The following is a 25,501-nucleotide window of genomic DNA, read 5'->3' as shown; positions in this document are numbered from 1 at the left end:
TATAAATATGAATTTAACCATGCTAATAGTTATTCTTTTACTTTTATGTTCTGTGACTTGTTTTTATAAGTCATTCTTGCATAAGCTGAAAGCAGACAGTCCATTTAAAGCTAGAGAACAACCTGTAAGTGTTATGAAAATCAATTTCATATTTAGCTTATCTGGATGGTTTTTATTATCTAGCTTATTACTTTTACCATTTAGCATAGATATTTATTTTATGACTGACTGGTTTTGGTTTTGGGCTGTAATGGGATTCGGTTTTTCTGTGCGAGCTAGATTTATGGTCCAAAATGTGTACCCAGCAGAGCTTAAAAGTTGGCTGATAGCCACTTTTAGCTTTGCGGTAGCTTCATGGGTTGGATTTCAATAACCATTATCACGGAAAATAGTATGAAAAAAGATATTAAACGGTTCATTACTAAATTCAAGATTAAGAAGGTAATTATAGTTATTACTGGTGTAAGTTTAGTTTTGTCTTTAGGTTTCAATGCTGCGCTGTTCTATGAATCGAAGCAGAATGCTCGTTATACTAAACTTGGTAAAGACATGACTAAGTATGTACATCTCACTAAACGTTCTTTGATTAAAACCCCGCAACTTGCTAAGGATGTTGGAGACAAACATGTAGAATGGATTCTTACTAGCAAGCTTTAATTTTAAAGTATTATTAAACAATGCAAAATTCAGCATTCGCATGCTAATCGCTAATATGCACTAGTAATAAAAACCTGCCATTTTGGCACTCAATTAACGGAAAATTTGTAAGGCGGTAAAACATGAATAAGATAGCAATGTTTAAAGGGATTGTTGGACGTATGTCAGGAAGTTTGGAGTGGTTTATTTTTGATGGTAAATCGAAACAGACTTCAAGACAGAAAAACGGCTGTAACCATGTTGACGATGAATTTTTAGCTTCTGCTGAGGCCGCTCGCTTAATAATGGAAAGAGACAATTCAAGTCTTGTTGTAGTTGGTTACGGTTTGTTAACTGTTGTAACAGCCAATGAAGCAAAACTAAATAAGCTAGATGTATATGAATTAGAGTTATGCCACAAGAATCAAGATGAACCTTGTTGGGTAACAAAATAAACAATCACAGAATTTAGTTTGTTAGCAATTTACACATGAAGAAATCAGGGAGCTTTCAAAATGAAAAAGGTTATACTTTCTTTTATGGTTATTCTTGGCAGCATGCAAGCAGCCAAAGGTAATGAATCATCAAAAACAATATATGAATTATCAGTGATCCAAGGGAAAAATATTGTTATCAATTGTCCTCACTCCAAAAAAGATCCTAATTATTATTGCGCAAGTTTATTGGCAAACAGCATTAATGAATATTTAAGTTTTTGTGGTTGGTTGCTAGAACAAAAAAAATCTAATCTAAAGGCATCTGACAATCCATTGTTATGCCAACAAGCTAAAGTACAGCGATTTAATCAATGGGTAGAGTTTCAAAATCAATCTATTCACGCAGAAATTGATAACTTGAGAAATCAGTAGACTTTTTATGGAGCCAATACATACCGGAATATACGCCAATGAGTAACGAACAAAGTCTTAGATCGCCAATGAATGTAACGTTTATACTAGCGATACATGCAGGGAAATATCAGCAGAGAACCAAAGAACTACTTGTCATTGTTGAGGCGTTGAATCCCAACAAAGCTGAATCTATTGACTCATTAATCATATTACTTAAAGAGTACTTTGTTGAGATTGAGAGTTACGCTCGCTTACCTTCGGTAATTAAAAGTAAACCTGTCACTGATGAATCGTTAGAAAATAGCTGGTTATTAAGCACTGCGCTGGGGACGTTTAAGCTACTGGTGCGATGGTTAGATTGTTATTGGCAAAATGAGATTCTTGATCAGGAAGAAAGGTGTGAATCTGTTGATATGTTTGGAGGATACTTAGAAGCCTTCATTCAAGATGTAAAGCGAACTCTTAAATTATGTAGTTATCAATAAATATGTCGGAAAATAGTTGGTAGCTAATAAAGTCCCACCGGCCGTATCTGAAACAACAGAAAATTATTATTCCTAACTAAAAACAGCGCAATAACTTAAAATTATTATCCAATTACGGTGTTAACATTTCTAATTTGAGTTAGTGCTATTCGCGGAGATCTGCAAAGCCCACTCAGGAGCCCTACCCCCTTCTGATATTCCTTTATTACTTTGGCAGATGGATATCTGAAGTTCTTTCTAGATAAATCATTAATGTAAGGCACTAAGTAACTCCGATGAGTCTTAACAATTAACTTGTGCTAACTGAAATTTAAAACGTGACAGCCGTACTAAGGACGGTATAATTAATTTAAGTGTACAATAACGGGATTTTGTTTATGAGTAAAAAAAATTACACGAATCTAATATTAGTAATTTTTTTGATATTTAACGCTTTAGTAATTTTGAACTGGTAGTCAAATTATGCTTAATAAATATATGGGATTTGATTTTAAGAGTGCAAACCTTTTCTTAAAGCTATTAAGACTAGGAGAATGGCAACTACAACCTAGAGCTAGAATAAATGAAAATAACTGTCGTTTTGATGCAAAAATACAAACCCAACGGAAAATTCTTTTTACTTAATGGAATGGAATATTTTACATGAAAAAATCATTTTATTTACTCTTGGCACTATCAACATTTGGCGCTAAAGCTGAATGTGTAGCACCGTCACCTGTGATCAACTACATGCCGTTAAACACTTCTCATGAGCTTTGTTTTGACAAAACAATAGACCTAATTGGTGTTGGTGCAAGTTCATCAATAAAGGTTGATATTAACAGTGAAAAACCAAACTCTGTTTTGATTAGCCCACTAGAGAGTGGCGTATTTACAAACATGATAGTGATCTTTAAAGATGGTGAACGCAAAGAGTTTAACTTGTTAACTTTGGATAAAGCCAAGGTTGAAACAGTCGTGTTACTAAAAGATTAATCTTGTCGGAAAATTAAGGGAACATATGAACAATGTAAAAAAAGCATTCTCACAATTAGATGATGATTTAGCTAGCTGTTTAATGGAAGTATTGCAATTTGGCTTGAACGATGTGCGAGCTTGCAAAAGAGTGGCTAAAGAACTCGATCTGCCTGTTGATAAGGTTGATACTTTGGTTGGTCTTGCAATTGGTATTTCTACTGGTGGTCCAGTATTTACAACCATGAATGATTTAGATAAAAAGGCTAATGAACTCTCAAAGTTAAAAGCTGAGTCAATGAATTAAGTGCAAGTTAATTTACCCCTGCCATTTGTAAGAAAATGGCAGTAGTAAATTTACTATCAACTTATCGGAATTTACCTGATGAATAAATTTATCGTATTAATTACACTTCTAGTCATGAGTGGATGCTCAGATAACGATACTGGTAAAATGTCTACTCATGAAGCTTACAGTGCATTGGTTGACTCTGGTGCATTCCCTGCTCGCATGGAAGGTGATTTGACCAAAATTCTGGACGGTTCAACACAATTTAGAATGGAGCAATACTTTGAGTTTGCTAGCGTCATATCTAAACACTGTAGCGGTCCGGAAGCTTCGTTCGCAGCTAGTTTTCTCATCAAAGTCGTGAGTTTTGTTTTCCCAATGGATTTAAGAGTATTTAATAATCCTATAATTGCGATTGAGCGACAAGTTGATGCAGCTAATACATGTGAATTTAAACCACTAAATACGTACATTGGTTAACAAAATCATAATGGATGTGCCGCTGGTGATGGCTTTGGCATCGAGTAATGGTAAATAAGGACAAGTAATGACTTTGAACAAAATTAAAAAATGGATTATCAACGGTAGTACTTTATCTATACTCTTTATTTTCTCTATCATCGGGTTATTACTATCCGCATTTGTAGGGGCTGTAATCGTACATGAACAATTCAACATTGGTCGAACTGTTCTTTGGTTCATTATACATTCCGTCGCTTTCACCCCAGTTACTTGTGCCTTTATATATCAGCATGCGGTATCAAATAAGAAAGAAAATTACAAGAATAGGTAGCAAAGGCCGCATCATCACAGCAGTACGATGAAACATTTAATGAAATGATGGTACTCACAGGTAAGTATGAAAGCTGCCTATCTAAGCCAACAACCAAGTAGATAATGAAACAACAGAATTTTACAGAAAGTGCACATGCGCACTAAAACACGGAAAGTTGCTAATTCTGCAATTTTCTAAACCAAACACTGAAAGGACGGTTTAAAATATATGGAAAAAATAGTGATGCAACAAGGTCCAGTTGAAACCTGTGATGGACTCCCCATTGAACTTGAAATGATGTATTTTGTCGGTAGAAGAGAAATACTTAAGCCTGTACTAATTAAAGATCCAGTAGGTGATATTGTTGCTGTTTCAGAATCAGGTTTAGGAGGTAAGATGCATGTTTTCACAAAAAACGACATTCATCATATACCCGAAATGAAAACCATCGAGACGCCAGACTGGGTGAAAAAATAGTGACTTTTTGGTGGGGAATATAATGGCTCATTAATATAGTTGGAAACTGGCATCGGCCAATCAACGGAAACTTATTTCTGCTTACATTGGAAAAATTAGATGGATATTAAAACAAGCCCAACGGGACGATTAAGATTGGATATTGAACCGCAAAAGTGGCGCGGTGAAGATCATAGCATCATGCAAACATCGATGTTCGCTGGTCAAGAAATGATGATAATTCAAAAGTCAGATGAAGAACCCGACTTGTATGAATTACATTATTTAGGCTTTGTAACCGGTGATATTAAAGGGGTGGATTTAGCGAAAAACCAAGCCCCCGAGTTTGCTAAAACAGTGTTAAACAAAATGGCTAAATTGATAACTGATTAATAAACGGAAAATACATAAGGAAATAAAAATGAATAAGTATTTAAGAAAAACTATTGCATGGGGTGGTGTATCAGCATTTGGTTTATCTATGTTCGTTGTAGGACAAATAAACCAAGTTATAACAATTAATGAAAGTGTTACGGCCCATTTTATATCTGAATGGGTTGCTCTCGACAGGGATAACGAGAAAACACTACAGCGTTATAAGTTAATTTGTCGTAAGCCTATTAGTGATTCAAAATCTTTTATAGATTCGATAGAGAATCCACCTGTAAGTCATGACGAATGTGCAGTTGAAGCAAATGCAATCGAACTGTACGCAGTGATACAAAAAGCCAATAACATAATAGATCTAAATTGGCCTTTAAGTGAACTCTAAAATCTTCAATTAATCTTATTGCCTTTTGGGAGTCGGTTTGGCAATGGGTTTTATACCGATTTTAATCGCTAATTTATTAGTTAAAAATAACTTATTCATAGAGGCCATTGCTAGTATGAATGAGTATTGGAAAAGCCTAGATAATTCAAAAATCAATTAATTGGCTAATGCACCTATCGATCTCAGAAAATTTGTAAATGGATGAAATTATATAAGCTGTTATCTATGCAATGATCGGGATAATGATTTGGGATTTAGCCAAATTGGTTTATCGAAAGTTTACTGCAAGTAAAAAACAGAAATTAGATGATTCTGAATACATTAAGCATTTAGACACAATCTCAGATCAAGATTGTTCGGCCCATTATTATTTACCATCTATTGGTTTAACTGATAATTCATTTAGAAATAGCTTAGGTTACTTGGCAAGAAAGCGCTTTATAATCACTGATTCTGATGGAGTAATCGTTGGTAACGTTGCTAAGGCGCGGATGAACTCTAATGAGCTTGCAGAACAGCGTAGATCGACTTTTAAGATCATCGAATAACTTAACGGATACAAGGTTGTTAATAAGGATGAAGAAGACCGTAATTACTCTTGGCGCTGGTATTATCATCGGTTCTGTATTTACTCAACTTATAGTAAATAGTCAGTCACCTATTCAGAGTACAGCTAGTGGATCGCAACACAACACACCTAAAACGATTAATACATTACAAGTTGCTTTACCTATTTCATCTAGTGGAATTACTTTACAACAACAACGCGGTGAAGAGCTATTGGTAGGGAGTTTTTACGGTGTGAAAGATATTCAAGAAATCGATTTTGATAAAAATGACCTTAATGACTTAAATGAGTCTATGTGGAATAGTCCTGAAAACGTAAGGCTGCGCGAGATATGGGAGTTAAACAAAGCAACTTTAAATTGGGATGATATTGAACGTGTAGCGCCAAATCTAACGTATGAACAAAAGTTAAGTATGGAAACGACTTTGCAGGATAACCCGTCTGATGGCAGATCTTTAATGTTGACACTTGCAAGGCACCCTAATACTGGGGATAAGCAAAAAAACATGCTTTACCTTGCTCTTGATCATGCTCCAGAGCACTCCTCTGGAAGTGTGTTTATGATTGACTCGTTAATTGAGGGAAAATGTGGAAGGCAGGCTGGTACAATCGAACTCATGACGTTTATTGATACAGAAAAGGTTTCTATCGAAAAGGCATACATAAAACGGGATATACTTCAGTTAAAGGAATTGATAAATAATAGTGATATTTGTAATCAATTTTAATACCTAAAAATCGTAGGTTTGAAAATACAAAACTCAATAACGGAATCTATAAGAAGGTAAGTTTATGAAGTTTAGAGAAGCAATTGAATTTGTGAAAACCAATAAAATCATGAGTAGTTCAGTACCTAGCCTGATTGGTGTTTCTTATTTGCCTAATGATACAGATGGTGAGTTTCAAATAGTAACTATATCGTTAAACGAAGACGATTATGAAGATGGTGAAATTTGGGTAGATGTATCTATTGAAGGGGGTAGTATTCGCTCTAGTTGTGGTACTGAAGGGGCTTATGGAGGTGAAGATTACGAGAGTGTAATCATTAACTTGAAAAATGAACCATCGGATCACTCAAGTACGTTAATCATGCTTGAATCACTAAACTTTGAATTTTTTGATGTAGTGAGAACTATGGAAGTATTTGAATATGCTCTTTTTGAAATATTCCCCTCTTTGCCAGAGCCTAATGAAACATGGGAATTTGATAGCGCAGAATTTAAGGCACAAGCTATTGAGTTAATTAACTCATTAAATAAAAAGCATTAGAATAGCTGTCCTTGATTTTGCAGATCTGCAAAATCAGATTTTCATTCAAAAAACAAAGGTACATTAAGTAATGGCGAATAAAGAAAAAAGATCTAAACGGGCAAAGTTGAAAGCTAAACAAAATCGTATTTCTAAATCGAATGCAACGGTGGTTCGACACTTAAATTCAAAGTTTGATGCTCTTGAGTTGAAAGCACTTACTTCCGAAATTATCAGCAGTGAAGTGCCAAGTTTTGATGGCGACATTGCTGATTACATTCAGCAGTTTGATTCTGATGATCATGCCGGTAGTGAAATGGAAGTTGCAATTAAAAATGAGAGTTCAGAGATATACAGAACAATTAAAACTTATGGCATGAAGCCATTTGTGGATCTTATCTTTTATCTTCAAGAAATTGGATTGCGTGACTTGTACCAAGATGTTGAAGTGAATAGCAGTGGTTATGATGCTGTTTTTGTTTTCGATAAATCTTAGCGGAAAATTGTTTTACTTACATTGGATTCGGGGTGATTTCGAATATCAAAAAAGAATAGGTTTAATTTTTTTAACTGAGCCTAAAACAATTGAGTCGATTAAAAAAGATGTGGCAAAAACAAAGTCAGAGCCGCCGTTATCTATCATGACTTTCATTGCCATTGGTGAAGAATTAGGAGCTGAACTGGAAATTGCATTTCCCGAATATAAAGATGCTAATCCCAAGTATGCTTTTAATTTTAATTAAAAGCCACGTCAGATCACGGTAAATATCAGGCAAACAGCAATTGTGCATGCGCACTCAAATACGGAATAATTCATGGATTCTCAACATCAAAAATTATCTAAAATAAAAAACAGGCTAATGAAGTTACATTTCCAGGGGATAATATCAAGAAAAGAAGAAAGAGATATTATTAGTCACCTTAAAGCATCAATGAAATATGGTGATACTGAACTCGACTCACACTTAAAGATGGATGATCACCAATTAGTCACTAGAAATTAACTCAAACACGGTAAGTAAGTTACGCCAATGGAATTATAAAGCATGAAAAAAATGAAAATTTGTATTAGAAATATATTTGACACTATCGTTGTAATTGAAATAGAAAATGCATTTGTAAACCCACCTCAGTCAGATCTACTTATGCTAGGTGTAAATATTGGCGGTATCCTTACCAAACACGCCAATAGTAAACCTTTGCCTACTGACATAATCGTAATTGCTAATGAGTGCATAAAGCTATTGACTGCCCCCCCCGCCCCTAAAGAGTTAGACTTTGAAATCCTTACTCAAATAGGAACGTTCTTGTATGCGATAGGTCGTATATTTTCACCAGAAAGTATCTTCTTTGATCGTGAGGATGGGTCAATGGTAATGGATCTTTCTTCTTTGGATCTAAGTCATAATACCGAAACATGTTCCAAATAACAGGTATAACCAGTGATTTACATTCTAATAGGCATGACAATGCACATCGGTTATGAATATTAATGCTGAGAGTGTTAATGCTGGTGGTTGTTTAAATGGTGTAAAACTTGGGAGTGAGGGACTTTTAACGTCGTAACCTGTCCCTTTGACGATTAATCTATGTATCTTTTAAAATGAGTATCAGTATCGTGATAACTAATCACTGATTATTCAATTTAATAAATTATCGCTTGCGTACTTTATTGGATATTCTATTTATGAACGACCTAAATTACCTATAAAACAAGCTTTAAAAACACCTTCAGTATCTGCATTTACAACTAGACCAAGTATAGCCACTCCAGATTCGATTCAACAGGTTAAATAAAATATATACAAGTAATATCCAACTGTTGCAATCCGTACTAAGTACGCTATTATGGTGTTGAATCGTCGTTTATAAACGCTGTTCGGTATGTAGATATATTGCTCAGAGCATTTCATTTTCTACTGTATTTACACCCAATTCGGAATAACAACAAGGACATAAGCATGAAGACAAAAATCTTGATATCTTTAATAGCATTGCTTTCGCCAGTTTCATTTGCAGCAGAAACTATTGAAACATGCGAACAGCTACTAGATATCCCAAATAGATCAAAAGAAAGTTACGTTCTCTCTCACGATATCGATTGTAATGGTTTTGTACAAACCAAAGCAGTCGATTTTAAAGGTAAACTCGATGGTAATGGTTACAGTATAGTTGGTCTTAAAATTCGGTATGACGATCAGTATGTGGGCTTATTCTCAAGAGTCATAGGTGGTCAAATTAGTCATTTAAATCTTGACTCAATGAGCATTACTGAAAATGACGGGAATACTGCTATCGGCTTGCTGGCCGGTAATGCCGCATATAACACTTCAATTTCAGATGTGAGTATTAGTAAAAGCGCAATCAGTACATCTCACCGTGTCAGTTATGGTTTGGGTTTGCTTGTCGGTTATGTTAGCAACCAAAGTCAATTAGAGGGGGTTACTAGTTATAATTCTCATATTACGACTTCAGACAAAGCAAAGCATATTGGTGGACTTGTCGGTGTATTGGAAAACTCTTCGTTAAATGGAGCTAAATTGGATTCTGTATATATCCAAATCAGGGATTATTTCGGCGGTAATGTTTATATTGGCGGTGCCATTGGCACGTTAGAAGAAAGCCTTTTATCAGCTGTTACAATTGAAAATAGTACAATTGATGCGGACTTAATTGAACGTGGGAATGGCTCGACGTTTATCGGCAAAATGATCGAATCTCGTCTAGTTAATGCTGAATCAGTTAATAACTCTGTGGCGTTTAGACAACCAGGTGCACAATGGAAATCAGCTGTAGCTGCGGGTTTTATATATAAACCTTTTAGTGACATACCTACATTAGAAAATATCCGTCTATCAAGCATAAACACCCTACCATGGTATAACGCAGATGAATATGTATTAACGGAAGCACTTCAAATTATTAAGTAGCTAAACACAATCAGCAACCGCTGATGGAACACCGATATTTCATCGTGCATGAACCAATGCTTGAAAGATAAATATCATTTTTTCAAATGAATATCGGTGATTCGTTCAAGGCTTAAATAGTGAATTATGTGAAACGTAATTAGAACGGAATATATCATGCCAAAAATTAATACGTACAACTTCGAAATTAAGAACAACGCAGGGGACAAAATTGAGTTTGAATCCGATTTGTTTGTTGACCAAAATGGCATGTTCGCCGTTGTTTTCCCTGATGAATACGTACTGCACATTCGTGCTAATCTACTCAAAGGTTGCCGTGTTACTAAACCACGAAAATATATGCGTGTAGAAAGCAAGTCGCTGGATGATGCAATTAAAAGTATCGATGATGGAATAAAGAGTTTACTTGAAACGGAAGAATCACATGAGTTGATCATACGTTATAAATATGAAACTCAATGCCACTACGCTAAACACATTGAAAACGGCAAACTTTATTCTAACTGTGCTCAAGGTATGCGGGATAACGGTCAGCACAGCGACGCTGGTGGTCGAATTGTTAACTGGGTTGATAACGGCGCCGATAACAGATCGGGTCGTCCTGTAGAGCCTTACACAATCACCATCCAAGCTCAAGTATTGAGAAAAACAACATACAAAAGCCGAAATCATGAACGTGTAGAGTATTTTCATACAAGTAAGCCTTATAATGATGAAATATCTTGTGAGGAAAAGCCACATCTCGGTGAGTTTGGTGAGAAATTAAATGGTTTTAACGGTACGAGACTAACCCTTGGTAGTGAAGAGGTGTCTTATAGCGAGGACGCCGCTCAGTTTTTCCACGATGCAATGATGGCCATTTGTGGTCTTAGCGATAGATTGACCGGTTTTTTTAGCGAGAAATCAAACGTTATGGACGCCATTGAAAATAAAACTAATTTGCTACCAGTCTTACCAACCAAATAACTTCTCGGTAATTGCTTATGATAATACTATTGCTGGTTGTTTGGTTTGGAAAAAGGTATGCCAGCTCAAGACCCAAGTGGTGTGCCTTTGGGCATTCAATTTGTTCAAAGTAGGTTCATGTCTGAATCTTTAAAATTAATTGCTAACAAATGTATTGAGACTGCTAAAACCAATGCTGGTAGCAAGCACGCACAAAATATGTCATCAGGATTTCTCACTAATTTTCTAAGACAGATCGTTCAAGAAAATTCTGATAATCAAATATTGTTTGATACTGTACATCAAATCGCAAATGTAGAATTACAAGAAATAGATCTTGCAGGGTTAATCCTGGATATGGCCGAACTAGGACACATTGAAAGCTTGAAGAGTAAGCAGTTAGTGGCGCCAACTGATAAAGAAAGTATGTACTGGGGAAGTCGAACAAACTACTTAGTTCAACATTAAGTGCCGAACAGTTAACATTTGATATGATCTTTGGCTGTTTGATATGGCGTGTGACGTCGTCACGGAGGGCTTTAAGGAACTAACATCTATTTATCCACCAGCACTGTTGCTGGTGGATAAATAGATAAGTGTCAGGCGTTATCGATATTCAAATCGGTTTTTATTTTTCTACTCAAGGCCTGAAACTATTTTCCAGTCACCTTCATATATTTCTTGGTCATTTTCATAAAGAGTGATGATTGGTCCGCCATCCCATTTCACGGAAACAACGAAATAATCTTCTTCAATCTCTTCTGATTCGGAGTCCGCTTCAGAACCCGCAGTTAACTCATTAAGCTCCTCAATGGCTAATTTTTTTGTCTCATAAAGATCGGGTAAAGATATACTATCTACTTCGGTACTTCCAATGGTTAATGATGGATGACAAAGAGTTGGGGTTGCTACAGCAAAGAAACTCCCCTGCTCTACTGCTGCTGCCATCTCACTTGTCGGTGAGCTCGAAAGCAGTCGCTGCAATAATTTAGTCTTATCGTTTGTATTCATAATGTTGTTCCTAAGTCTATTGACGTTTTGATGTGTTTCTCATTAAGAGTTTTGGATATCAGATTAACTGGCTTGGCTAAGTTTTTTTCAGTGTAAAAATGTGAACTATGTTGCCGCCAAGTGTGTACACCTGCAAATAGAGAACGATGCTCTTTACCTATCTTCAAGTCACTTACTGGTATTGCAAAGTCGGCTCCGAATATGTTGATAGCCATTTTAATGTTTAGTAGTTCGTTGTTGATCTCATTTACCAGAGCAACCAGTTCATTACCCATAACTCCCTTGCCTTTTTCCGTCACGACAACAGATAAGAAATGTGGCGACAATTTGTTTTGAATTAATTTTCTAGCGTCATCTAATGTGCTCATTTTTATACCTTTGGATTATTTGGTTGAATAGTGCCATTTAAGGCTATTCGGGGTTAATAGTTAGGTCACCAGTAAGGTGTGTGGTTTAAAACCTAATTCCACGCGGATTGATGTAAACATCAAGAACAGCTATAAGCAGTGTATCTAACTTTGGGTTAAGTACAGAAAAGCACAACGCATAGCAATTATTGATTTCGAATCAGTGAAAGTATTTGGTGGTGGATTTTTATTGTGATGTAAAACTTGGAAGTGAGGCTCTTTTTAACGTCACGGGGAACCTTTGACGACAAGTAGGAACTATAACTGCTCAGTTCACATTTAACAACCAAACCGATGTAAACCCTTGCCTTTTTTGTTTTTAAGAGACAACATGACATCATGTAAATAACATAATGACGGTATGTATGCGGATCAAATTTTATAATGTAACCAAAGGTGAGTTTGTCAGGCTCTTAGAGACTCGTACTATTACAAAATTCTTTGCACAAGAAAGTGAAGTGGAACCTCTTAAGTTTCAGCTGTTAGGCCTAAGTGATGTGAAAATTGGGTATCGAGTTCGTCACGGACGAGAAAATAAGCCCCGTTTTTGGCGGTTGGATATTCTGGCCCAATTTCTCAAAGAACACTCTGTGACTGCATGGGAAGTACAGTTTTCCCAAGATTATGGTATTAATAAGCCATAACATGGATTGGCAGCTCACCAAAGCCAATCTATCTTGCTCATTGTCTTGATATCTATTTGAATATCAGAGTTAAACTAGCGTTAGAACAAGCTGGTGTTTGGAGCAAGGATAGCGCCCTCGAAGGTACTTTAGAAGATGGCGAACCCACGAAAGACAAGGTTAGTTTATTGAATATGGCAGTAATGGACATGATTGTACAGCATGACAATTCGTACCCATTAAATATCGCAGGTGTTTCAGATGATGTGCGAGAAACTTATACTAAAATAATGTGTATACTGGACAAAGATAAGAAAGAAATTCCACATCAAAAAAATCTACGGTGTATGGATTTATAAAGGGTTTGTTAACGGTAATTGCGGGATTGTTTTTTATTTTACTGCTACTCCTTAAAATTCATACATTCTATATTATTCGAAGTTTTAATTATTACTTTAAACACGGAAAGTGAAGATGAAAAAACAGTTATTACTCTTAGCTAGCATACTTAGTATCTCTTATCTCAGCCTCCAGGCGTATAAACTTTATTTACGTGAATCAGAAATCCATGATTTTACTTATACCGCCCTCGTTTCATACATAGAGAAAAATGAATTACCAAATCTACGCGAGAAATTAAGTGATGCACTTGCTGATGATGGCGTGATTACCCGTAATGAGTTTACGCCGATACTCCAATACATCAGCCAAATGCAGGGTATGTATACTGGCCCTTCAATGAATACTGATCATTCTAACTCGAAGAAAGAGTTAATCGAATTACTTGCTCAGTAGAACGAATCTAAAATACCGGACGGATTCAGTTGTGAAATTCAAATGGATGGTAATTAAATGGGCTTTATAGTCTTTATAATTGCTGTTCCCGCTTAACCTACCCCGCGTTGTGTTTACTAATGAATGCCAATGAGAACTATGATGATCATCGTTAGTTCCCATTTTATCCTATCTAATAGATCCCGTATTACTGGGTTATATATTTAATCGTCATTTATATTTTAGATCGATATTCAATGGTGCTAGTTATGTGGGTCATAGTTACTTATTTATATGTTCATGAAATAATTTCAAGACAAATACAATGGTTGATTTCCGTACTCGGGACGGTATACTTAATTTGCTAATCCAATTACGATTTTTAGGGACTATATATATTGAGGCTTTTAGGTTATGTAGTGATCATGCTGTGCATTGTTATTTATTGGGTTGTGACAGCTCTTAGTGATCAAGACGTCATTGCTGCTATTTCTGCCTACTCCCCCTGGATTGCCTCGCACTCTGTGGTACTGGCGTATATTTCAGGTTTAGTATTGTCCATCGCCGTAGCTTTCATACCCTTCAGAACAAAAGTGAGAGATGTTCAAGTCAAGCAATGCAGTATCATCTCAATTGGCATTTATACTTTAGTCGCTTTATCTATTTTATCTATAGGTTATATAACTAGTATCCTTTTGATGACCTTTGATTTTATTTAAACAAACATGAGTATACGATGATTGGAATGAAAGAACTTGTATTTATTGGAGTAAAGTTTGCAGAACTGCAAATCCAGACTTATTTATCGGAATAATCACCAGCGCGGAACAGTTTAGATGAATATTACAATAGGCCCTAAGGGACGATTAAGATTAGAGGTTGTACAGCAACGTTGGCGCGGTGAAGATCTCCATATTATTCAAACATCGATGTTCGCTCGTCAAGAGATGATGATAATCCAAAAGTCAGATGAAGAACCCAGCCTGTATGATTTACATTATTTAGGCTTTGTATTAGGTGATATTGAGGGAGTAAATTTAGCGAAGGAAAAGGCTCCAGATTTTGCTAAAACAGTTTTAAACCAAATGACTAAGTTGATAATGGAATTTAAAAACTATGCAAACTAATTTGATTAAATCAAAACTAACTATTAATGAAAGCATCCCGTTTCCTGTTACGTACAAGCAGGAACATGGTGAGTCTGTTTGTGTTGTAAAGCAGAATGATTTGGAAGAATTAGTCCGTTACAACACTTATCTAGAAAAAGCCTTAAAAATAACTCAAGCTTTATCTGTCGCTATATCTATTGCTTTATTGTGTTCTGTTGCTGGGCTGACATATTTATTACTAAAGCATACGCAAACAACTATTCTTTTACCTGTTTGAATTAGCGTAGAACAACATAGGTATACCACTCACTCATGAAAAATGTACTAATGGAGGTGAATTCATTAGCGCTACTTACCAGTGAGATTAAGTAGACAGAAAGTCATTTTGTTTACACAACAAGGAAAATTTTTATGAATATATTTAAACGGTTAAGTACTGAAAATTTAATGTGTATCCTAGGTTTAGTCACTGCTGGTGGCTTAACATATTTATTAATGCCGTATCTTTTGAGTTTTGCAGGTATGCCTGCATCAGTCTTATTCTGGAACAGTCCAGTATCTCCAACTACGGCCGCAATTATTATTCTAGCACTAGTGTTATTTGCAATTTTTATCAACCTGGTAGTGAAACTAGAGCAACATAAAAATGGTCAGTACAATGGTGGCCAGGATAATGATGGTATTAAATGGTTGGTGTTGGTTGTCGTCATGATAACTTTCGGTTTGGCTAGTTTAGCTGTTGCATTGCTTGTTGGTATAACGGTCTTTGGTGTGTCACTTGAAGTGTTTACTTCTTTTGGCGTTGAAACCCAAACGGCTGGCTTGGTGGCTCTAATTATAACCATCATTACAATGTCAGTGTATATGCGTAAAGCTTAACTGAATTATCACTAACACGGTATTTTGATTTAGCTAGCCTACTAGAGACAGACCCAATACCTGAATGTTTGTTCCCCTTTCTATTCGTCCAATAAAAAAGCCACACATACGTTAATATGTGTGGCTTTGTTTTTATATTTTGTTTATTAAATTATGATGTCACTAAATTATGACCCTGCATTCCATCCATTATACCAACCTGCTTTTTCCACGGCATAGGCTCCATCTTGCTGATCCATTCAGCAATCAGTTCTTCAACTTTATTGTCACGGTGAGCTAGCTGTACATGACTTAGTGGAATATTAATATCAGCGGTGTCAGTGTCTGTCGCATAACCGAGTTCAAGTATTTCACCATTTTCAAGGTAACGAGTGTGTTCCGCCCAGTTATGATTACCATTATCACAATGTTTATCATAAGGGATCCGCTGGTGTCTGAGGACCTGCTCTGTTTTAAAATCAAGCGTAGTACAGCAGTACTCTAATTGAATGAGCTTAACTTCTTCTTCATCGAGATATACAGGTTCGTTAATCATTTTGTCATGATCGGAAAATGTCTTTTGAGAATCCAAGTAGTCTGCTAGTAGCACGGTTATTCTAATATATAAATTAATCATTATCTGATTCCTTTGGTCTTATGCCTAGTAGGCGGATTGAGTAATCTCTTAATGAGATGTAGTTGTTATTTATAGGTCACCTAACGGTGCGTGGATTTAAACCTGTCGGCCACGTAATGCTGATGGATGCCATCAATCATAGCAATATGCTGTTAAGGTTCTAGACTGGTGCCAGAAAGCACAGCTTATAGCTGTAATTGATATGCAAGTAATATGCTGGTGGTTTTGGTTGAACTGTAGGGTTTGAAAGTGAGGCTCTATTTAACGTCTTATATGAGTGAACCTTTGACTGTAGAACTATAACTGTTTCCATAAATGATAACAACAAATCTATCGTTTTCGCTGTCCAGCTCGCATGATCCTTAGCTGCACTTGCCATAGACCTGGCAACTTACCGGTTTTGTCTATTACTAATATTATGCTTTTGTATTGTCTGTGTTCGATTATAAATATTGATGGGCAAAGCTGAATATTGAGGATGAGTTATAAATTTGTTTGTATTACTTTCTCTTATTGACGACAATTCAGCCCTAACGGTTAATCAGGGGGCTGTATTACTTCCTTTTATTGCTCTCATAAAGAGAAATTGCGATTTTAACTTCATCCATGAACACGTTATGATCCAATTTCTTCGCAAATCGGATGGTTCGGGCCAAGCTTGGCGAGAACTCTTTACGTCTACTGGTACCTTTCATTAATTCTAAGTGCACACTGCGCGTGATCCCTAAAAATGTTTTCCAGAAAACAGTCGGCACCGGCTTGTTATTACTCAATGTAATACCGGCCTTGTTTGCCAAATCAGTCCATTTTAATATTAATGTGCTGTACTCTTTAGGTGTCATTGACCAGTATTCTCCGCGTTCAGTTTAAACTGCTTTTAGTTTTTCGATTCTAACATACAGGCATCATCATGGTCCCTAATAATCTGTACCTTACCAAGGCCATATCAAGCATGAGGCTTACGCGGCAACAACAATCTTTTCACACCGTGGCTTCACATCTCTCAATAAGTAATTACCTAGGAAATTACCTATCGCTAGCCAAACCCATTTGGAAACGCCATTTCCCATTAACCGGTAAGCAGCACTATGGGAACCGCGCTTACTCACAAGTGGATGCCTACCATCTGCAATTTTCATTACCAGATCATTAACTGCCTGTGGCAATTGTCTGATTCGGCCGAACTCAACCGGTGTTAACTGCCTTTGTAAATCCACGTTGGTTGGATGCTGAATAAAAGGCGACCCTACTTTCGGTGCGCCGTATGAAGCAATTAGGGTGCCGATCTTTGTATCTGTTGGCACGAAGACAGCATTCTTAAAATTTAATGAATCCTGACGCTCTTTCTTCTTGATATGATCCATTCGGCGCCATGTTGGAGAGTCCAGTGGTATATCTTCAAGATAATCACCTAGCTTTGGCCTTCTCGTTATCGCTGGTGGCGTTAAATTGTTTAATTGAAGTTCTGGTAGACCATCGCTGATCGCAATCACACAAGAGCGTTTACGTGGTTCGATTTCGCCGAAATCATAGGCATTGAATACGGCTTCTTCGAAGCGATAACCTTTCATCTCTGATTTAATGATCTTAAGTGTGTCTGAATTAATGAAGAACGGTGCGTTTTCGAAAATTACAACTGACGGGTTCATTTTGTATAATGCGGCCAATAGCTTGATATATAGTAACCCTACGACAGGATGATTGGTGTCTCTATTTTGACTTACGCACAGAGTGCTCATCCCAATGCAGGTGTAACCGATCTCAATTATGTCAGCGGGACGCAGCATATTAATATCAAGGTTCTCTAACTGATCGACAACTACAAGCGCATCATCTGTGGCGCCGTCCCAAATAGGATTCGCTTCAATGTTCACTGACATGGCCTTATCGCATGCATCAATTGCAAATGACATTTGTACATTTACACCTGCAGACTCTAAACCTGTTTTCAACTGGTAAGATAAAGCACCGGTACCGGATAAGATCGATGCTTTACGTAGCGGTCGCTCGCCACATAATGCCTGCTTGAGTGACTGTTCACGTTCAAGCTTTTGTTTATCGCTATGGCTAAGAGTGATGACAACGCCATCCTTACTAAACGTAACTGTTACAAAGTCCACGTCTTTAAGGGAGTTTTCAGTTGATGTGTTCTTCAGCTCTAGTAGAAGCCCCCTGCTAGTGGTCATTATTGTGTTGTTACCATTTTTACACGGGGTAGCTGTAATTCGGTGGTGATCGTATTGGGTACTATACGTGACATCTTGAGACAAACCTGCAGACTCGAGTCCCGCTTTGTTCGTAATGTAGACTCTGGCCACGCCTTTGTTTAAATGCTTAACAGCATATCTTTTTAATATAGTTAACATATCTATCCTGTTTGATTAACCGCGCTCAATGAGCATTAATGGTATGTACAATCTATACTAGGTCGTAATACGACCACTTGCAATAGGTTTATTATATTATATTGAAACGTAACAGTAACATTTAGTGTGTGGACATCGAGGCAAGACAAGTTACAGAGGGCATAAATCGGAAAGGACATTACTGGAGGATTTTCTTGTTGTGAATAATCCACCAGCAAATAATGCTGGTGGATGACTCTAGTTAGTAAACATACCCATTATCAGGATAACGGATTATTTGTTCTGACTGCAGTGTCTAATTCAATTGTCTTACTACCGGTAAATCAAAGCAATTAGATTCATACTTTTGTGCAAGTCCAACAGTGTTTGATTCCAAGGCCTCACTGATAAAGGGGTCTTCATCAAAATTGAATGAAAAAGCTCTATCAGTAAATCCACACTTCTTCACAAAATCAAAGTGAGTCACTTGCATGTACTCATCACCATAGAACCCGAACGCTGACAGACTTAATAGTCTGTAGTGGCCATTTTCTTTTTCAACTGCGATTAAATGGGGCTGAACGCCACCATCCTTTTTTGAATATTTTTCATTGCTAAACGTAATTACGTATTTGCCGTCTTCTTTTTCTTTGATTAATTGATCCAACATTGAAACAAATTGGATTGGCATTACCAGGTTTGGAAGTAATAAATTCATTGTGGCTCCTAGTGAGCATTGGAATGAAACCGCTCCCGTTGGGAAGTGGTCCCAAAGGGTAAGTTAGTTGAGGTTGAAGTGGCGCTAAATGCGCGGATTGTTATTTTGATGCAGCTCACGACCTTGCGGACATTTATTGCAATGAACTGTGTTTCACTAATATTGTTCGTTAATCAATAAGTCGCACAGTGACTCTGTCGTCTTGCGGCGACGTGGAATATATACTTGTTTTTCTAAAATGTTTAGTTACATTCGGGAACAGACCAGGCTTGCAAAGCGGTGTTAATCGCTTAAGTGGGCATAGGTTATGTTGTGGTTTGAAATAAGTGTATTCGTCGTCTAGAAACGCTCTACTGAATATTGAAGAGGCTTCATAATCGACGGACAAATCCATTGAGTTTGTTACTACTTCAGTTAGATAATAATGAATGAAGTCATTGTATACCTCCAACTTCATCGAACTTTGCAAATCTTTAAGTACAGTACGATCCATTAATAGGTGCACTAACTTTATAGCGTCTTCAAAATATCCCGTAACACACTGTTCTATTAGCAGCCTGTTGTGAGGGTGCACTTTAACCTGATGTTTCAGTGTTTTAATTCTGAATAACCATTTCTGCGTTTGAATTGGCAGATCCTTCATTGTGATCAACCCATATTGAACTCGCGAGTAGTGCATGGCCAATCGAAACTTTCTAGTTTCATCCACCATACCCTTTTGACGTTTTTCAATTTCTTTAGTCCAATGAGTCGGTACAGGTTCATCGGTATCTAATAAGCTTATCCAGTGATGAACAAGTTCATTGTGAAATCGGTGATCACCTAATCTAAGTAATGATGACCTTGCACAGTTACGCCAATACGTGTAATTGTCATGTGGAAATGTCTTCACACCTGACGGTAAATCGCAGCTGTGACGATTAGTGTCTTCATTTATGAGGTAAATGTTATGTCCAATTACATAAGATGTAGACTTTTGATGAGCACTGTATTTTAACCAACCAAATTTTTCGGTTATAACTTTGCTATCTGGTTGCCAGTGTGGGGCATCAATCCAATAATACGGGATGCTATCGCCCCCAATTTTTTGGTCTGTTACTACACCCGTTGCTAAAAATGTTTTGTGGTATATCCCACTGTGATTTTTGTGTTCCATGGATGATCCTATTTGGATGGTTGGTAGTTAGGTAGTCAGATTGACTCAGTGGATTAAAACCTAGGTTCCACTCATTAATTGATGATAATCATCAAATAACAGCTATAAGCAGTGCTTCTTAAATCATTGGGCATGATAAGGCACAACGCATAGCTGTTGATTGAACATGTATGAGGTAATTAATGCTGGTGGATATTACTTTAAGTGTAGAATTTAGAAGTGAGAGACTTATTTAGTGTCACAAGCGCCTCTTTGACAATATAAATATACGGCATCTATTTATTTTGTGCAAGTAGCCTTAAATTTACACGAAATATAATTAAACCCCCGCGATAGGGGAACATACTAGAGTGCCTACAGATAAGGCTGAATACCGATTACCCCCAGTGGGGAAACATTAGAACTTTACGGTTCACTAATTTAATTTCAGCCGAAAACCCCCTCGATTGGGGAACACACTTTCCGCTTGTCAGATAACCACTCGTCTGTAACCGCTAACCCCCGACAGGGAACTTACTGTTCAACAGAATACGGTTGGAATTGTAGGTCCGAAAACCCCCGCGATTAAGGAACATTCTCTAGTTGTAACCAACTAAAAAACATGGATATATACCGAAGTGTAAAATATACCAACGTCTAAGTGCCTAAAACCATAACACAGTCGTTCTTGTGAGCCATAATTTATCTAGTACTTCTGTAAATGACTTTAGACTTTACCGGCAACGACTAACTAAACAACCCAAATGAACAAATGTATGAAATTACTTTCTTTTAAATGGTACCGGTTGTTCTCATGTCATCATCACTATTGAGTAAGTAACGAGCTATCAACTTGCAGTTTATTGCTATGCCTTAATGCTACTGCTATGCTCCGCTGTATGTATATACAGTATAGAGGTTGTTTTGACTAATGAGTTTACCGGTTTCGAAAATCCCGCGGCTACTTTCCTTGAAAGCGCATTGGACTTGGGCGAAATAATTAGCCACCCCGCCTCTACTTTCATTTATCAAAACACTGAAATAGATGACCGATCTCCTATTGAATTGGTCAAGTGGTACGTCATTGATTCATCACTTAAACCTGAGTTAATTGACTCGGTACTGATTGAACTACACGGAGAACAGACCATTCGCCGTGTTTCGAGTCTTTGTTATACCACTGAGCCGGTACTTACATTGGGAACGGTGACGGCAATTATCAAGCACCATCACATCACACCGGCTATACCTGATGATTTACAATTTGGTTTGCACAGTGCATTGATCCCATTACCTGCAGCCGCCTTTATTTCTAGAGCAAGAGGATCCAAAATGTCTGGGCTTGGCATAAAGAATGAAGATCTATTGGTAGTTCGTCGTGATGTAAATTATGAACAGGGGTCCATAGCTGTCATCTATTCAGAAAATAAGTTTATGTGTCGGGTATTGAACTTGTCTAATAATACTCTTGATGATGCTGATGGCGTGCAATCCCCTCTCATTAGACCATTGTCAGCTGAAGGGGTTGCAACGGCTTCTATTGAATTTAAGCGACCGGTGATCGCATGGGGTTAGTGTCAATAATCGATGGAACTCGTTTTTATGCAACCTCAGCTGGAATACTCCACCCTGAACTTCGAGGTAGGCCGTTAGTTGTAACAAGCGGTGAAAACGGGATTGTTATCGCCGCTAATAGATTGGCAACAGATCAGTGTGGTATGAAGAAGTTTGAACCTGTATTTAAACAAAAAGAGATAATTTCTCGACATGATGTGTTGGTAGTCGAAGCCAATTTCAACCTATTTGGACATCACTCGAATCAGTTCCAATCAATAATCATGGATTATTTTGATGATTGCTCAAGTTATTCGATTGATGAAGTGTTTGCGCTGGTACCATCGAATGTGGTTCCTATTGACTACTTACGCGAAATGCGGTCTCAGGTGTACAAGTTAACTCGCACAGCAGTGAGCGCAGCTGCAAGTTTAAATTGTACTTTGGCAAAGGCTTGCTCGTGGGCATCGAAATCTTTAACTGGCTATAACGGATTATGTGTCATTGATTCTATGGATGAAATGGATGAAATTCTAAAAAAAATGCCAATTGGTTCCATTTGGGGAATTGGAAGAAGCATGAATAAAACGCTGGTGGCCCAAGGCATGACTAAAGCAATAGACCTCAAGCATGCTGATCCCACGCAAATGAAGAAGTTATTTGGAAAAAATATCGTTGATGTAATTTCTGAATTGAATGGCAGAAAAGTACTTAATTGGAAAAATCCAGGTCACCCTAACTCGAAAATTGTCATCGGCAGCTCTAAGAGTTATAAGGAACGATTACATAATAAGACAGATGTTCATCAGGCTCTCGCCCATCATATCCACATCGTTTGCCAAAAAGTGAGGGCTCAACACTCAATAATTAAGTGCATCATCTTCTCATGCAGTACCTCATCATATGATCACCAGCCATACTCAAAATCGATTAAGATTAAGCTTGCGTACCCCACGAGTGATACATCTGCAGTTTTGGTCATGCTTAACGATACAATAAATGATTTGTTACCGCATTCCGGTAACTGGGTACCGATTTATCGCATTAATGTATCCGCTACAGATTTAAAGAGTATTGATGTAAAACAGTCAGACCTGTTCGCACCACCGGAAGATGAGCGTAAAATGCAGGTGTTTGATTTGATCAACGCACGGTTTGGCAAGAATACAATGTTTTTAGGCGCCAAAGGTGCGGTTCCAAAGTGTGAGAATGTTAGACCACTGCAACTTAAACATCCGCACAGCAGGTGGCGTGATGTCCCTGATGTATTTTGCTGAAATAGAACATAAGGCAAAAAAAACCACCAGCTACAAAATAGCTGGTGGTGATTTCAATACTAACATTCATAGAGGGTTACTAAATTTATAACACTCTCTATTTTCTATGCGGCTAACCCACGACTTTTCATGATACCGCAATAATTCATTATCAATGGCTTGAACTCATTCCATAAGGTGTCTTCTATCGGTTCTGGCACATAATTATTGTAGCGCGAAACAAACCCATCAATGTCAGTTGAAACGCCTGTTTTGTGGTTGAACTTAACTTTGGTTTTTTTTATTACTGTGATTGCTTTCATCACTTCCACTTTGGAATATCGACCACAACCAATTTCTCCTAAGATTACTTCATCTGAAAAGTCTGTTAATTTTACAATAGTCATATTGACTTGTTCCTTTACATTGCCCTACTGGGCGGTTTGAATGGGCATAATTGCCAATTGAAAAGCGGAACCCGAATTCTGGTATCGCTTATTGTTCTTCACCTATTGGTTTTAAATGTAAAACCAGAATGATTAGACTTCTTCTAACTTAAAGCCTTGCTTAATTGCGAAGTGGTAAATCTTATTGCGCAATTCATCTTCGTATGATGCGGCGTCATCATGGAGAACATGAGGACCCATAACGATGTCGTTACCTGACTTTTCACTGTAAAGGTCGGCCATACTAGTTAATTCAGCACGAGTTAGATATATAACATCACCCTCCTCATTAGTTGCCAAAAACTGACCCTTTTCACCAGACATCTCGTAATTGAAACTTCCTGATTCGTAGACATGGAATTCAGCTTGAAAACCTTGCTCAATCCGTGCGATAACTTCAGTTAAAGCAACTTTTAGATCCGTTGTAGTGCGACCACTTAGATTGATTGATACAAATTGCATATGACTTCCTTTGCCCTATTGGGCGGTTTGTATAGGCTTAATTGCCAATTTGATTGCAGCACCATAATTCTCTGGTACCGGTTGTTCTTATTTAATGTTCAAGCAGCAACTAGGCCACTCGTTTCAATGGAATCACCGAATGTTTTGGCATCCCTTAGCTTTTCGAAGCTTTTGAAATCTGCACCAAGAGACGCGTATGTTTTAAAGTTCACGTAGACATAGTATGAGCTATCACCCATAAACCTAAAGTTTGCTATAAAGGCACCGTTCCCTTGATGTTCATAACGCGATTTATCTAACTTTTTCCACATAATTCTAATTCCTTAACGTTGAGATGTGTCAGGGATCTATAGATTGCGGAATAGCTTTTTCGCGAGTCGTTCTATTTCAATCTGAGTTAGAGGAAATGTAACAGACCAGGTTGCAATTGCGTCGTAGACAATAAGGCATTCATCAAAGCCGTCATACTGAATTTGACTTAGTCGGCGGCTAATAACGTCCACGTTATCTACGTCAACAGTTTTAGCGCTTTCTAATGTTTTATTCTTGAACAGTACAATTGATATTTTCTTTATCATGTTGATACCTGAATCCTAATTGGATAGTTGTTGGATGGTTTCATTAGCTTGGCCACCCTGTTTAGGCCACCAGCAGAAGTACAGTTGGTTAACCACTTAAGCTATGCGCTCAAGTGGTTATGATGATGTTATCAGTTAACCTAACTTACATCGTCTTTTTGGGATATGAGAGTGAATATACTCATTGAGGTTGGTATTATTTCTTCTAACGTTTTTCGGGTTGTTTGTCTTTAAACACAGGTTCAAAGCTAAAGTGCGGGTATTCCGCTCTTTGCTCCATATATTTAGGATCACGCAAATATTCAGCGGCCATGGGCGAAAATAAACGCCTGTAGGTATCTCGCCAACCACCGCCTGTATCGTTGTAACAACCTGAGTTTGCAATCACATCAAAAGCATCTGCAGAGTTAATATCCCAACCTGAAAAACTAAACTCGCGTTCAAAATCTCCGGTACCAAATTTAACTTTAACCTCATAATTAAGTGCGGTAAGGCTGAGATCAACATTGATCTTGTGGCCATTACCATCTTCATAGCTATCAGCATCATGCACTGAAAGTTCAACACCTAATGCAGATGAAATAGCTTCGCTTACCTTACGGGCAAGTTCTTGGTTTTCTTCATTGGTTCGTGTTGCCCCTGATGGGAAACCATCTATTTTTATTTCTAAAGTAGACAT

The 25,501-nt window shown here is 37.3% G+C and carries 43 protein-coding genes; 30 read left to right on the top strand and 13 right to left on the bottom strand.

Annotated features, from left to right (window positions below; genetic code table 11):
- Positions 1–7 precede the first annotated feature (7 nt).
- The 8 genes from JFU56_RS12700 (at position 8) to JFU56_RS12665 (ending at position 3,695) form a co-directional block, all read left to right on the top strand.
- Positions 8–373, top strand: coding sequence for a hypothetical protein (locus JFU56_RS12700; RefSeq protein ID WP_198437669.1), 366 nt, complete (start codon positions 8–10; stop codon positions 371–373).
- 20 nt (positions 374–393) lie between these two features.
- Positions 394–657, top strand: a complete 264-nt coding sequence (locus tag JFU56_RS12695; protein ID WP_198437668.1) for a hypothetical protein — start codon at positions 394–396, stop codon at positions 655–657.
- Positions 658–779: 122 nt separating this feature from the next.
- Positions 780–1,091, top strand: coding sequence for a hypothetical protein (locus JFU56_RS12690; protein ID WP_198437667.1), 312 nt, complete (start codon positions 780–782; stop codon positions 1,089–1,091).
- Between the two features lie 60 nt (positions 1,092–1,151).
- On the top strand, positions 1,152–1,505 hold the full coding sequence (locus tag JFU56_RS12685) for a hypothetical protein (protein ID WP_198437666.1): 354 nt from the start codon (positions 1,152–1,154) through the stop codon (positions 1,503–1,505).
- 38 nt (positions 1,506–1,543) lie between these two features.
- Complete coding sequence (locus JFU56_RS12680; RefSeq protein ID WP_198437665.1) at positions 1,544–1,972, top strand: hypothetical protein; 429 nt, start codon at positions 1,544–1,546, stop codon at positions 1,970–1,972.
- A gap of 642 nt (positions 1,973–2,614) precedes the next feature.
- Positions 2,615–2,947: a hypothetical protein gene (locus tag JFU56_RS12675; protein ID WP_198437664.1), complete on the top strand. Its 333-nt coding sequence runs from the start codon at positions 2,615–2,617 to the stop codon at positions 2,945–2,947.
- A 25-nt stretch (positions 2,948–2,972) separates the two neighbouring features.
- Positions 2,973–3,233, top strand: coding sequence for a hypothetical protein (locus JFU56_RS12670; RefSeq protein ID WP_198437663.1), 261 nt, complete (start codon positions 2,973–2,975; stop codon positions 3,231–3,233).
- Between the two features lie 78 nt (positions 3,234–3,311).
- Positions 3,312–3,695 carry a hypothetical protein gene (locus JFU56_RS12665; protein ID WP_198437662.1) on the top strand — a complete coding sequence of 128 codons (384 nt, stop codon included), beginning with the start codon at positions 3,312–3,314 and terminating at the stop codon, positions 3,693–3,695.
- On the opposite strand, the gene JFU56_RS12660 is transcribed toward JFU56_RS12665, so the two are convergent.
- Complete coding sequence (locus JFU56_RS12660) at positions 3,675–3,917, bottom strand: hypothetical protein (protein ID WP_198437661.1); 243 nt, start codon at positions 3,915–3,917, stop codon at positions 3,675–3,677. The two genes, JFU56_RS12665 and JFU56_RS12660, sit on opposite strands and share 21 nt — an antisense overlap.
- A gap of 301 nt (positions 3,918–4,218) precedes the next feature.
- Here JFU56_RS12660 and JFU56_RS12655 point away from each other — a divergent pair, with 301 nt between their 5' ends.
- From JFU56_RS12655 to JFU56_RS12595, 13 genes are all read left to right on the top strand, one after another.
- Complete coding sequence (locus tag JFU56_RS12655; protein WP_198437660.1) at positions 4,219–4,467, top strand: hypothetical protein; 249 nt, start codon at positions 4,219–4,221, stop codon at positions 4,465–4,467.
- Between the two features lie 99 nt (positions 4,468–4,566).
- On the top strand, positions 4,567–4,839 hold the full coding sequence (locus tag JFU56_RS12650; protein ID WP_198437659.1) for a hypothetical protein: 273 nt from the start codon (positions 4,567–4,569) through the stop codon (positions 4,837–4,839).
- Between the two features lie 28 nt (positions 4,840–4,867).
- The gene (locus tag JFU56_RS12645; protein WP_198437658.1) at positions 4,868–5,218 is read left to right on the top strand and encodes a hypothetical protein; all 351 of its coding nucleotides are present in this window, start codon (positions 4,868–4,870) and stop codon (positions 5,216–5,218) included.
- Between the two features lie 242 nt (positions 5,219–5,460).
- Entirely contained in the window at positions 5,461–5,766 is a 306-nt protein-coding gene (locus JFU56_RS12640) for a hypothetical protein (protein ID WP_198437657.1), read from the top strand.
- 28 nt (positions 5,767–5,794) lie between these two features.
- Positions 5,795–6,514, top strand: coding sequence for a hypothetical protein (locus JFU56_RS12635; protein ID WP_198437656.1), 720 nt, complete (start codon positions 5,795–5,797; stop codon positions 6,512–6,514).
- Between the two features lie 64 nt (positions 6,515–6,578).
- Positions 6,579–7,055 (top strand): hypothetical protein, encoded by a 477-nt coding sequence (locus JFU56_RS12630; RefSeq protein ID WP_198437655.1) that lies wholly within the window; start codon positions 6,579–6,581, stop codon positions 7,053–7,055.
- 70 nt (positions 7,056–7,125) lie between these two features.
- Positions 7,126–7,530, top strand: coding sequence for a hypothetical protein (locus tag JFU56_RS12625; protein ID WP_198437654.1), 405 nt, complete (start codon positions 7,126–7,128; stop codon positions 7,528–7,530).
- Complete coding sequence (locus tag JFU56_RS12620) at positions 7,499–7,777, top strand: hypothetical protein (protein ID WP_198437653.1); 279 nt, start codon at positions 7,499–7,501, stop codon at positions 7,775–7,777. The genes JFU56_RS12625 and JFU56_RS12620 overlap by 32 nt, the downstream gene beginning before the upstream one ends.
- A 72-nt stretch (positions 7,778–7,849) precedes the next feature.
- The gene (locus JFU56_RS12615; protein ID WP_198437652.1) at positions 7,850–8,038 is read left to right on the top strand and encodes a hypothetical protein; all 189 of its coding nucleotides are present in this window, start codon (positions 7,850–7,852) and stop codon (positions 8,036–8,038) included.
- A 42-nt stretch (positions 8,039–8,080) separates the two neighbouring features.
- Complete coding sequence (locus tag JFU56_RS12610) at positions 8,081–8,464, top strand: hypothetical protein (protein WP_198437651.1); 384 nt, start codon at positions 8,081–8,083, stop codon at positions 8,462–8,464.
- Between the two features lie 531 nt (positions 8,465–8,995).
- Positions 8,996–9,964, top strand: a complete 969-nt coding sequence (locus JFU56_RS12605) for a hypothetical protein (protein ID WP_198437650.1) — start codon at positions 8,996–8,998, stop codon at positions 9,962–9,964.
- A 156-nt stretch (positions 9,965–10,120) separates the two neighbouring features.
- Positions 10,121–10,930, top strand: coding sequence for a hypothetical protein (locus tag JFU56_RS12600; RefSeq protein WP_198437649.1), 810 nt, complete (start codon positions 10,121–10,123; stop codon positions 10,928–10,930).
- Positions 10,931–10,987: 57 nt separating this feature from the next.
- A complete protein-coding gene (locus JFU56_RS12595) occupies positions 10,988–11,377 on the top strand; it encodes a hypothetical protein (protein WP_198437648.1) in 390 nt (129 codons plus the stop codon).
- 168 nt (positions 11,378–11,545) lie between these two features.
- On the opposite strand, the gene JFU56_RS12590 is transcribed toward JFU56_RS12595, so the two are convergent.
- Positions 11,546–11,920 carry a hypothetical protein gene (locus tag JFU56_RS12590; RefSeq protein WP_198437647.1) on the bottom strand — a complete coding sequence of 125 codons (375 nt, stop codon included), beginning with the start codon at positions 11,918–11,920 and terminating at the stop codon, positions 11,546–11,548.
- Positions 11,917–12,288 (bottom strand): hypothetical protein, encoded by a 372-nt coding sequence (locus JFU56_RS12585; protein WP_198437646.1) that lies wholly within the window; start codon positions 12,286–12,288, stop codon positions 11,917–11,919. The genes JFU56_RS12590 and JFU56_RS12585 overlap by 4 nt, the downstream gene beginning before the upstream one ends.
- A 404-nt stretch (positions 12,289–12,692) precedes the next feature.
- On the opposite strand from JFU56_RS12585, the gene JFU56_RS12580 reads away from it, so the two are divergent.
- From JFU56_RS12580 to JFU56_RS12550, 7 genes are all read left to right on the top strand, one after another.
- Positions 12,693–12,971, top strand: coding sequence for a hypothetical protein (locus tag JFU56_RS12580; protein ID WP_198437645.1), 279 nt, complete (start codon positions 12,693–12,695; stop codon positions 12,969–12,971).
- Between the two features lie 56 nt (positions 12,972–13,027).
- The gene (locus tag JFU56_RS12575; protein WP_198437644.1) at positions 13,028–13,309 is read left to right on the top strand and encodes a hypothetical protein; all 282 of its coding nucleotides are present in this window, start codon (positions 13,028–13,030) and stop codon (positions 13,307–13,309) included.
- Positions 13,310–13,424: 115 nt separating this feature from the next.
- Positions 13,425–13,745 carry a hypothetical protein gene (locus JFU56_RS12570; RefSeq protein WP_198437643.1) on the top strand — a complete coding sequence of 107 codons (321 nt, stop codon included), beginning with the start codon at positions 13,425–13,427 and terminating at the stop codon, positions 13,743–13,745.
- Between the two features lie 398 nt (positions 13,746–14,143).
- Complete coding sequence (locus tag JFU56_RS12565) at positions 14,144–14,443, top strand: hypothetical protein (protein ID WP_198437642.1); 300 nt, start codon at positions 14,144–14,146, stop codon at positions 14,441–14,443.
- Positions 14,444–14,560: 117 nt separating this feature from the next.
- The gene (locus JFU56_RS12560) at positions 14,561–14,851 is read left to right on the top strand and encodes a hypothetical protein (RefSeq protein ID WP_198437641.1); all 291 of its coding nucleotides are present in this window, start codon (positions 14,561–14,563) and stop codon (positions 14,849–14,851) included.
- Complete coding sequence (locus JFU56_RS12555) at positions 14,841–15,110, top strand: hypothetical protein (RefSeq protein ID WP_198437640.1); 270 nt, start codon at positions 14,841–14,843, stop codon at positions 15,108–15,110. Before JFU56_RS12560 ends, JFU56_RS12555 begins: the two co-directional genes overlap by 11 nt.
- A gap of 134 nt (positions 15,111–15,244) precedes the next feature.
- Complete coding sequence (locus JFU56_RS12550; protein ID WP_198437639.1) at positions 15,245–15,712, top strand: hypothetical protein; 468 nt, start codon at positions 15,245–15,247, stop codon at positions 15,710–15,712.
- 151 nt (positions 15,713–15,863) lie between these two features.
- On the opposite strand, the gene JFU56_RS12545 is transcribed toward JFU56_RS12550, so the two are convergent.
- The 5 genes from JFU56_RS12545 to JFU56_RS12525 all read right to left on the bottom strand — a co-directional run bounded on the left by JFU56_RS12545 (position 15,864) and on the right by JFU56_RS12525 (position 20,547).
- Positions 15,864–16,328, bottom strand: coding sequence for a hypothetical protein (locus JFU56_RS12545; protein WP_198437638.1), 465 nt, complete (start codon positions 16,326–16,328; stop codon positions 15,864–15,866).
- A gap of 554 nt (positions 16,329–16,882) precedes the next feature.
- Positions 16,883–17,170, bottom strand: coding sequence for a hypothetical protein (locus tag JFU56_RS12540; RefSeq protein WP_198437637.1), 288 nt, complete (start codon positions 17,168–17,170; stop codon positions 16,883–16,885).
- Positions 17,171–17,287: 117 nt separating this feature from the next.
- The gene (locus tag JFU56_RS12535; protein WP_198437636.1) at positions 17,288–18,514 is read right to left on the bottom strand and encodes a DNA cytosine methyltransferase; all 1,227 of its coding nucleotides are present in this window, start codon (positions 18,512–18,514) and stop codon (positions 17,288–17,290) included.
- 475 nt (positions 18,515–18,989) lie between these two features.
- The gene (locus JFU56_RS12530; protein ID WP_198437635.1) at positions 18,990–19,391 is read right to left on the bottom strand and encodes a DUF2787 family protein; all 402 of its coding nucleotides are present in this window, start codon (positions 19,389–19,391) and stop codon (positions 18,990–18,992) included.
- A gap of 169 nt (positions 19,392–19,560) precedes the next feature.
- On the bottom strand, positions 19,561–20,547 hold the full coding sequence (locus JFU56_RS12525; RefSeq protein WP_198437634.1) for a hypothetical protein: 987 nt from the start codon (positions 20,545–20,547) through the stop codon (positions 19,561–19,563).
- 855 nt (positions 20,548–21,402) lie between these two features.
- Here JFU56_RS12525 and JFU56_RS12520 point away from each other — a divergent pair.
- A complete protein-coding gene (locus JFU56_RS12520; protein ID WP_198437633.1) occupies positions 21,403–22,101 on the top strand; it encodes a S24 family peptidase in 699 nt (232 codons plus the stop codon).
- On the top strand, positions 22,092–23,357 hold the full coding sequence (locus JFU56_RS12515; protein ID WP_198437632.1) for a hypothetical protein: 1,266 nt from the start codon (positions 22,092–22,094) through the stop codon (positions 23,355–23,357). The genes JFU56_RS12520 and JFU56_RS12515 overlap by 10 nt, the downstream gene beginning before the upstream one ends.
- 104 nt (positions 23,358–23,461) lie before the next feature.
- Here JFU56_RS12515 and JFU56_RS12510 read toward each other — a convergent pair whose 3' ends face one another.
- The 5 genes from JFU56_RS12510 to JFU56_RS12490 all read right to left on the bottom strand — a co-directional run bounded on the left by JFU56_RS12510 (position 23,462) and on the right by JFU56_RS12490 (position 25,501).
- On the bottom strand, positions 23,462–23,743 hold the full coding sequence (locus JFU56_RS12510) for a hypothetical protein (protein ID WP_198437631.1): 282 nt from the start codon (positions 23,741–23,743) through the stop codon (positions 23,462–23,464).
- 132 nt (positions 23,744–23,875) lie between these two features.
- Complete coding sequence (locus JFU56_RS12505) at positions 23,876–24,244, bottom strand: hypothetical protein (protein ID WP_198437630.1); 369 nt, start codon at positions 24,242–24,244, stop codon at positions 23,876–23,878.
- A 98-nt stretch (positions 24,245–24,342) separates the two neighbouring features.
- Positions 24,343–24,555 carry a hypothetical protein gene (locus JFU56_RS12500; RefSeq protein ID WP_198437629.1) on the bottom strand — a complete coding sequence of 71 codons (213 nt, stop codon included), beginning with the start codon at positions 24,553–24,555 and terminating at the stop codon, positions 24,343–24,345.
- Positions 24,556–24,591: 36 nt separating this feature from the next.
- Complete coding sequence (locus tag JFU56_RS12495) at positions 24,592–24,822, bottom strand: hypothetical protein (protein ID WP_198437628.1); 231 nt, start codon at positions 24,820–24,822, stop codon at positions 24,592–24,594.
- Positions 24,823–25,027: 205 nt separating this feature from the next.
- The gene (locus tag JFU56_RS12490) at positions 25,028–25,501 is read right to left on the bottom strand and encodes a hypothetical protein (RefSeq protein WP_198437627.1); all 474 of its coding nucleotides are present in this window, start codon (positions 25,499–25,501) and stop codon (positions 25,028–25,030) included.

The sequence above is a fragment of the Moritella sp. F3 genome (assembly GCF_015082335.1).
In the GTDB taxonomy this organism is placed as follows: Bacteria; Pseudomonadota; Gammaproteobacteria; order Enterobacterales; family Moritellaceae; genus Moritella.
This window is presented reverse-complemented; position numbering and strand designations above follow the sequence as displayed.

Coding starts and splice junctions, on each gene's coding strand:
- JFU56_RS12700 (WP_198437669.1), top strand. CDS start 8: ATGAATTTAACCATGCTAATAGTTATTCTTTTACTTTTATGTTCTGTG.
- JFU56_RS12650 (WP_198437659.1), top strand. CDS start 4,567: ATGGATATTAAAACAAGCCCAACGGGACGATTAAGATTGGATATTGAA.
- JFU56_RS12495 (WP_198437628.1), bottom strand. CDS start 24,822: ATGATAAAGAAAATATCAATTGTACTGTTCAAGAATAAAACATTAGAA.
- JFU56_RS12625 (WP_198437654.1), top strand. CDS start 7,126: ATGGCGAATAAAGAAAAAAGATCTAAACGGGCAAAGTTGAAAGCTAAA.
- JFU56_RS12580 (WP_198437645.1), top strand. CDS start 12,693: ATGCGGATCAAATTTTATAATGTAACCAAAGGTGAGTTTGTCAGGCTC.
- JFU56_RS12570 (WP_198437643.1), top strand. CDS start 13,425: ATGAAAAAACAGTTATTACTCTTAGCTAGCATACTTAGTATCTCTTAT.
- JFU56_RS12660 (WP_198437661.1), bottom strand. CDS start 3,917: ATGAACCAAAGAACAGTTCGACCAATGTTGAATTGTTCATGTACGATT.
- JFU56_RS12500 (WP_198437629.1), bottom strand. CDS start 24,555: ATGTGGAAAAAGTTAGATAAATCGCGTTATGAACATCAAGGGAACGGT.
- JFU56_RS12555 (WP_198437640.1), top strand. CDS start 14,841: ATGCAAACTAATTTGATTAAATCAAAACTAACTATTAATGAAAGCATC.
- JFU56_RS12590 (WP_198437647.1), bottom strand. CDS start 11,920: ATGAATACAAACGATAAGACTAAATTATTGCAGCGACTGCTTTCGAGC.
- JFU56_RS12515 (WP_198437632.1), top strand. CDS start 22,092: ATGGGGTTAGTGTCAATAATCGATGGAACTCGTTTTTATGCAACCTCA.
- JFU56_RS12615 (WP_198437652.1), top strand. CDS start 7,850: ATGGATTCTCAACATCAAAAATTATCTAAAATAAAAAACAGGCTAATG.
- JFU56_RS12670 (WP_198437663.1), top strand. CDS start 2,973: ATGAACAATGTAAAAAAAGCATTCTCACAATTAGATGATGATTTAGCT.
- JFU56_RS12690 (WP_198437667.1), top strand. CDS start 780: ATGAATAAGATAGCAATGTTTAAAGGGATTGTTGGACGTATGTCAGGA.
- JFU56_RS12600 (WP_198437649.1), top strand. CDS start 10,121: ATGCCAAAAATTAATACGTACAACTTCGAAATTAAGAACAACGCAGGG.
- JFU56_RS12505 (WP_198437630.1), bottom strand. CDS start 24,244: ATGCAATTTGTATCAATCAATCTAAGTGGTCGCACTACAACGGATCTA.
- JFU56_RS12490 (WP_198437627.1), bottom strand. CDS start 25,501: ATGTCTACTTTAGAAATAAAAATAGATGGTTTCCCATCAGGGGCAACA.
- JFU56_RS12610 (WP_198437651.1), top strand. CDS start 8,081: ATGAAAAAAATGAAAATTTGTATTAGAAATATATTTGACACTATCGTT.
- JFU56_RS12635 (WP_198437656.1), top strand. CDS start 5,795: ATGAAGAAGACCGTAATTACTCTTGGCGCTGGTATTATCATCGGTTCT.
- JFU56_RS12680 (WP_198437665.1), top strand. CDS start 1,544: ATGAGTAACGAACAAAGTCTTAGATCGCCAATGAATGTAACGTTTATA.
- JFU56_RS12620 (WP_198437653.1), top strand. CDS start 7,499: ATGATGCTGTTTTTGTTTTCGATAAATCTTAGCGGAAAATTGTTTTAC.
- JFU56_RS12685 (WP_198437666.1), top strand. CDS start 1,152: ATGAAAAAGGTTATACTTTCTTTTATGGTTATTCTTGGCAGCATGCAA.
- JFU56_RS12595 (WP_198437648.1), top strand. CDS start 10,988: ATGCCAGCTCAAGACCCAAGTGGTGTGCCTTTGGGCATTCAATTTGTT.
- JFU56_RS12510 (WP_198437631.1), bottom strand. CDS start 23,743: ATGACTATTGTAAAATTAACAGACTTTTCAGATGAAGTAATCTTAGGA.
- JFU56_RS12550 (WP_198437639.1), top strand. CDS start 15,245: ATGAATATATTTAAACGGTTAAGTACTGAAAATTTAATGTGTATCCTA.
- JFU56_RS12665 (WP_198437662.1), top strand. CDS start 3,312: ATGAATAAATTTATCGTATTAATTACACTTCTAGTCATGAGTGGATGC.
- JFU56_RS12645 (WP_198437658.1), top strand. CDS start 4,868: ATGAATAAGTATTTAAGAAAAACTATTGCATGGGGTGGTGTATCAGCA.
- JFU56_RS12655 (WP_198437660.1), top strand. CDS start 4,219: ATGGAAAAAATAGTGATGCAACAAGGTCCAGTTGAAACCTGTGATGGA.
- JFU56_RS12675 (WP_198437664.1), top strand. CDS start 2,615: ATGAAAAAATCATTTTATTTACTCTTGGCACTATCAACATTTGGCGCT.
- JFU56_RS12520 (WP_198437633.1), top strand. CDS start 21,403: ATGCTACTGCTATGCTCCGCTGTATGTATATACAGTATAGAGGTTGTT.
- JFU56_RS12605 (WP_198437650.1), top strand. CDS start 8,996: ATGAAGACAAAAATCTTGATATCTTTAATAGCATTGCTTTCGCCAGTT.
- JFU56_RS12585 (WP_198437646.1), bottom strand. CDS start 12,288: ATGAGCACATTAGATGACGCTAGAAAATTAATTCAAAACAAATTGTCG.
- JFU56_RS12630 (WP_198437655.1), top strand. CDS start 6,579: ATGAAGTTTAGAGAAGCAATTGAATTTGTGAAAACCAATAAAATCATG.
- JFU56_RS12535 (WP_198437636.1), bottom strand. CDS start 18,514: ATGACCACTAGCAGGGGGCTTCTACTAGAGCTGAAGAACACATCAACT.
- JFU56_RS12545 (WP_198437638.1), bottom strand. CDS start 16,328: ATGATTAATTTATATATTAGAATAACCGTGCTACTAGCAGACTACTTG.
- JFU56_RS12640 (WP_198437657.1), top strand. CDS start 5,461: ATGATTTGGGATTTAGCCAAATTGGTTTATCGAAAGTTTACTGCAAGT.
- JFU56_RS12560 (WP_198437641.1), top strand. CDS start 14,561: ATGAATATTACAATAGGCCCTAAGGGACGATTAAGATTAGAGGTTGTA.
- JFU56_RS12540 (WP_198437637.1), bottom strand. CDS start 17,170: ATGACACCTAAAGAGTACAGCACATTAATATTAAAATGGACTGATTTG.
- JFU56_RS12530 (WP_198437635.1), bottom strand. CDS start 19,391: ATGAATTTATTACTTCCAAACCTGGTAATGCCAATCCAATTTGTTTCA.
- JFU56_RS12525 (WP_198437634.1), bottom strand. CDS start 20,547: ATGGAACACAAAAATCACAGTGGGATATACCACAAAACATTTTTAGCA.
- JFU56_RS12695 (WP_198437668.1), top strand. CDS start 394: ATGAAAAAAGATATTAAACGGTTCATTACTAAATTCAAGATTAAGAAG.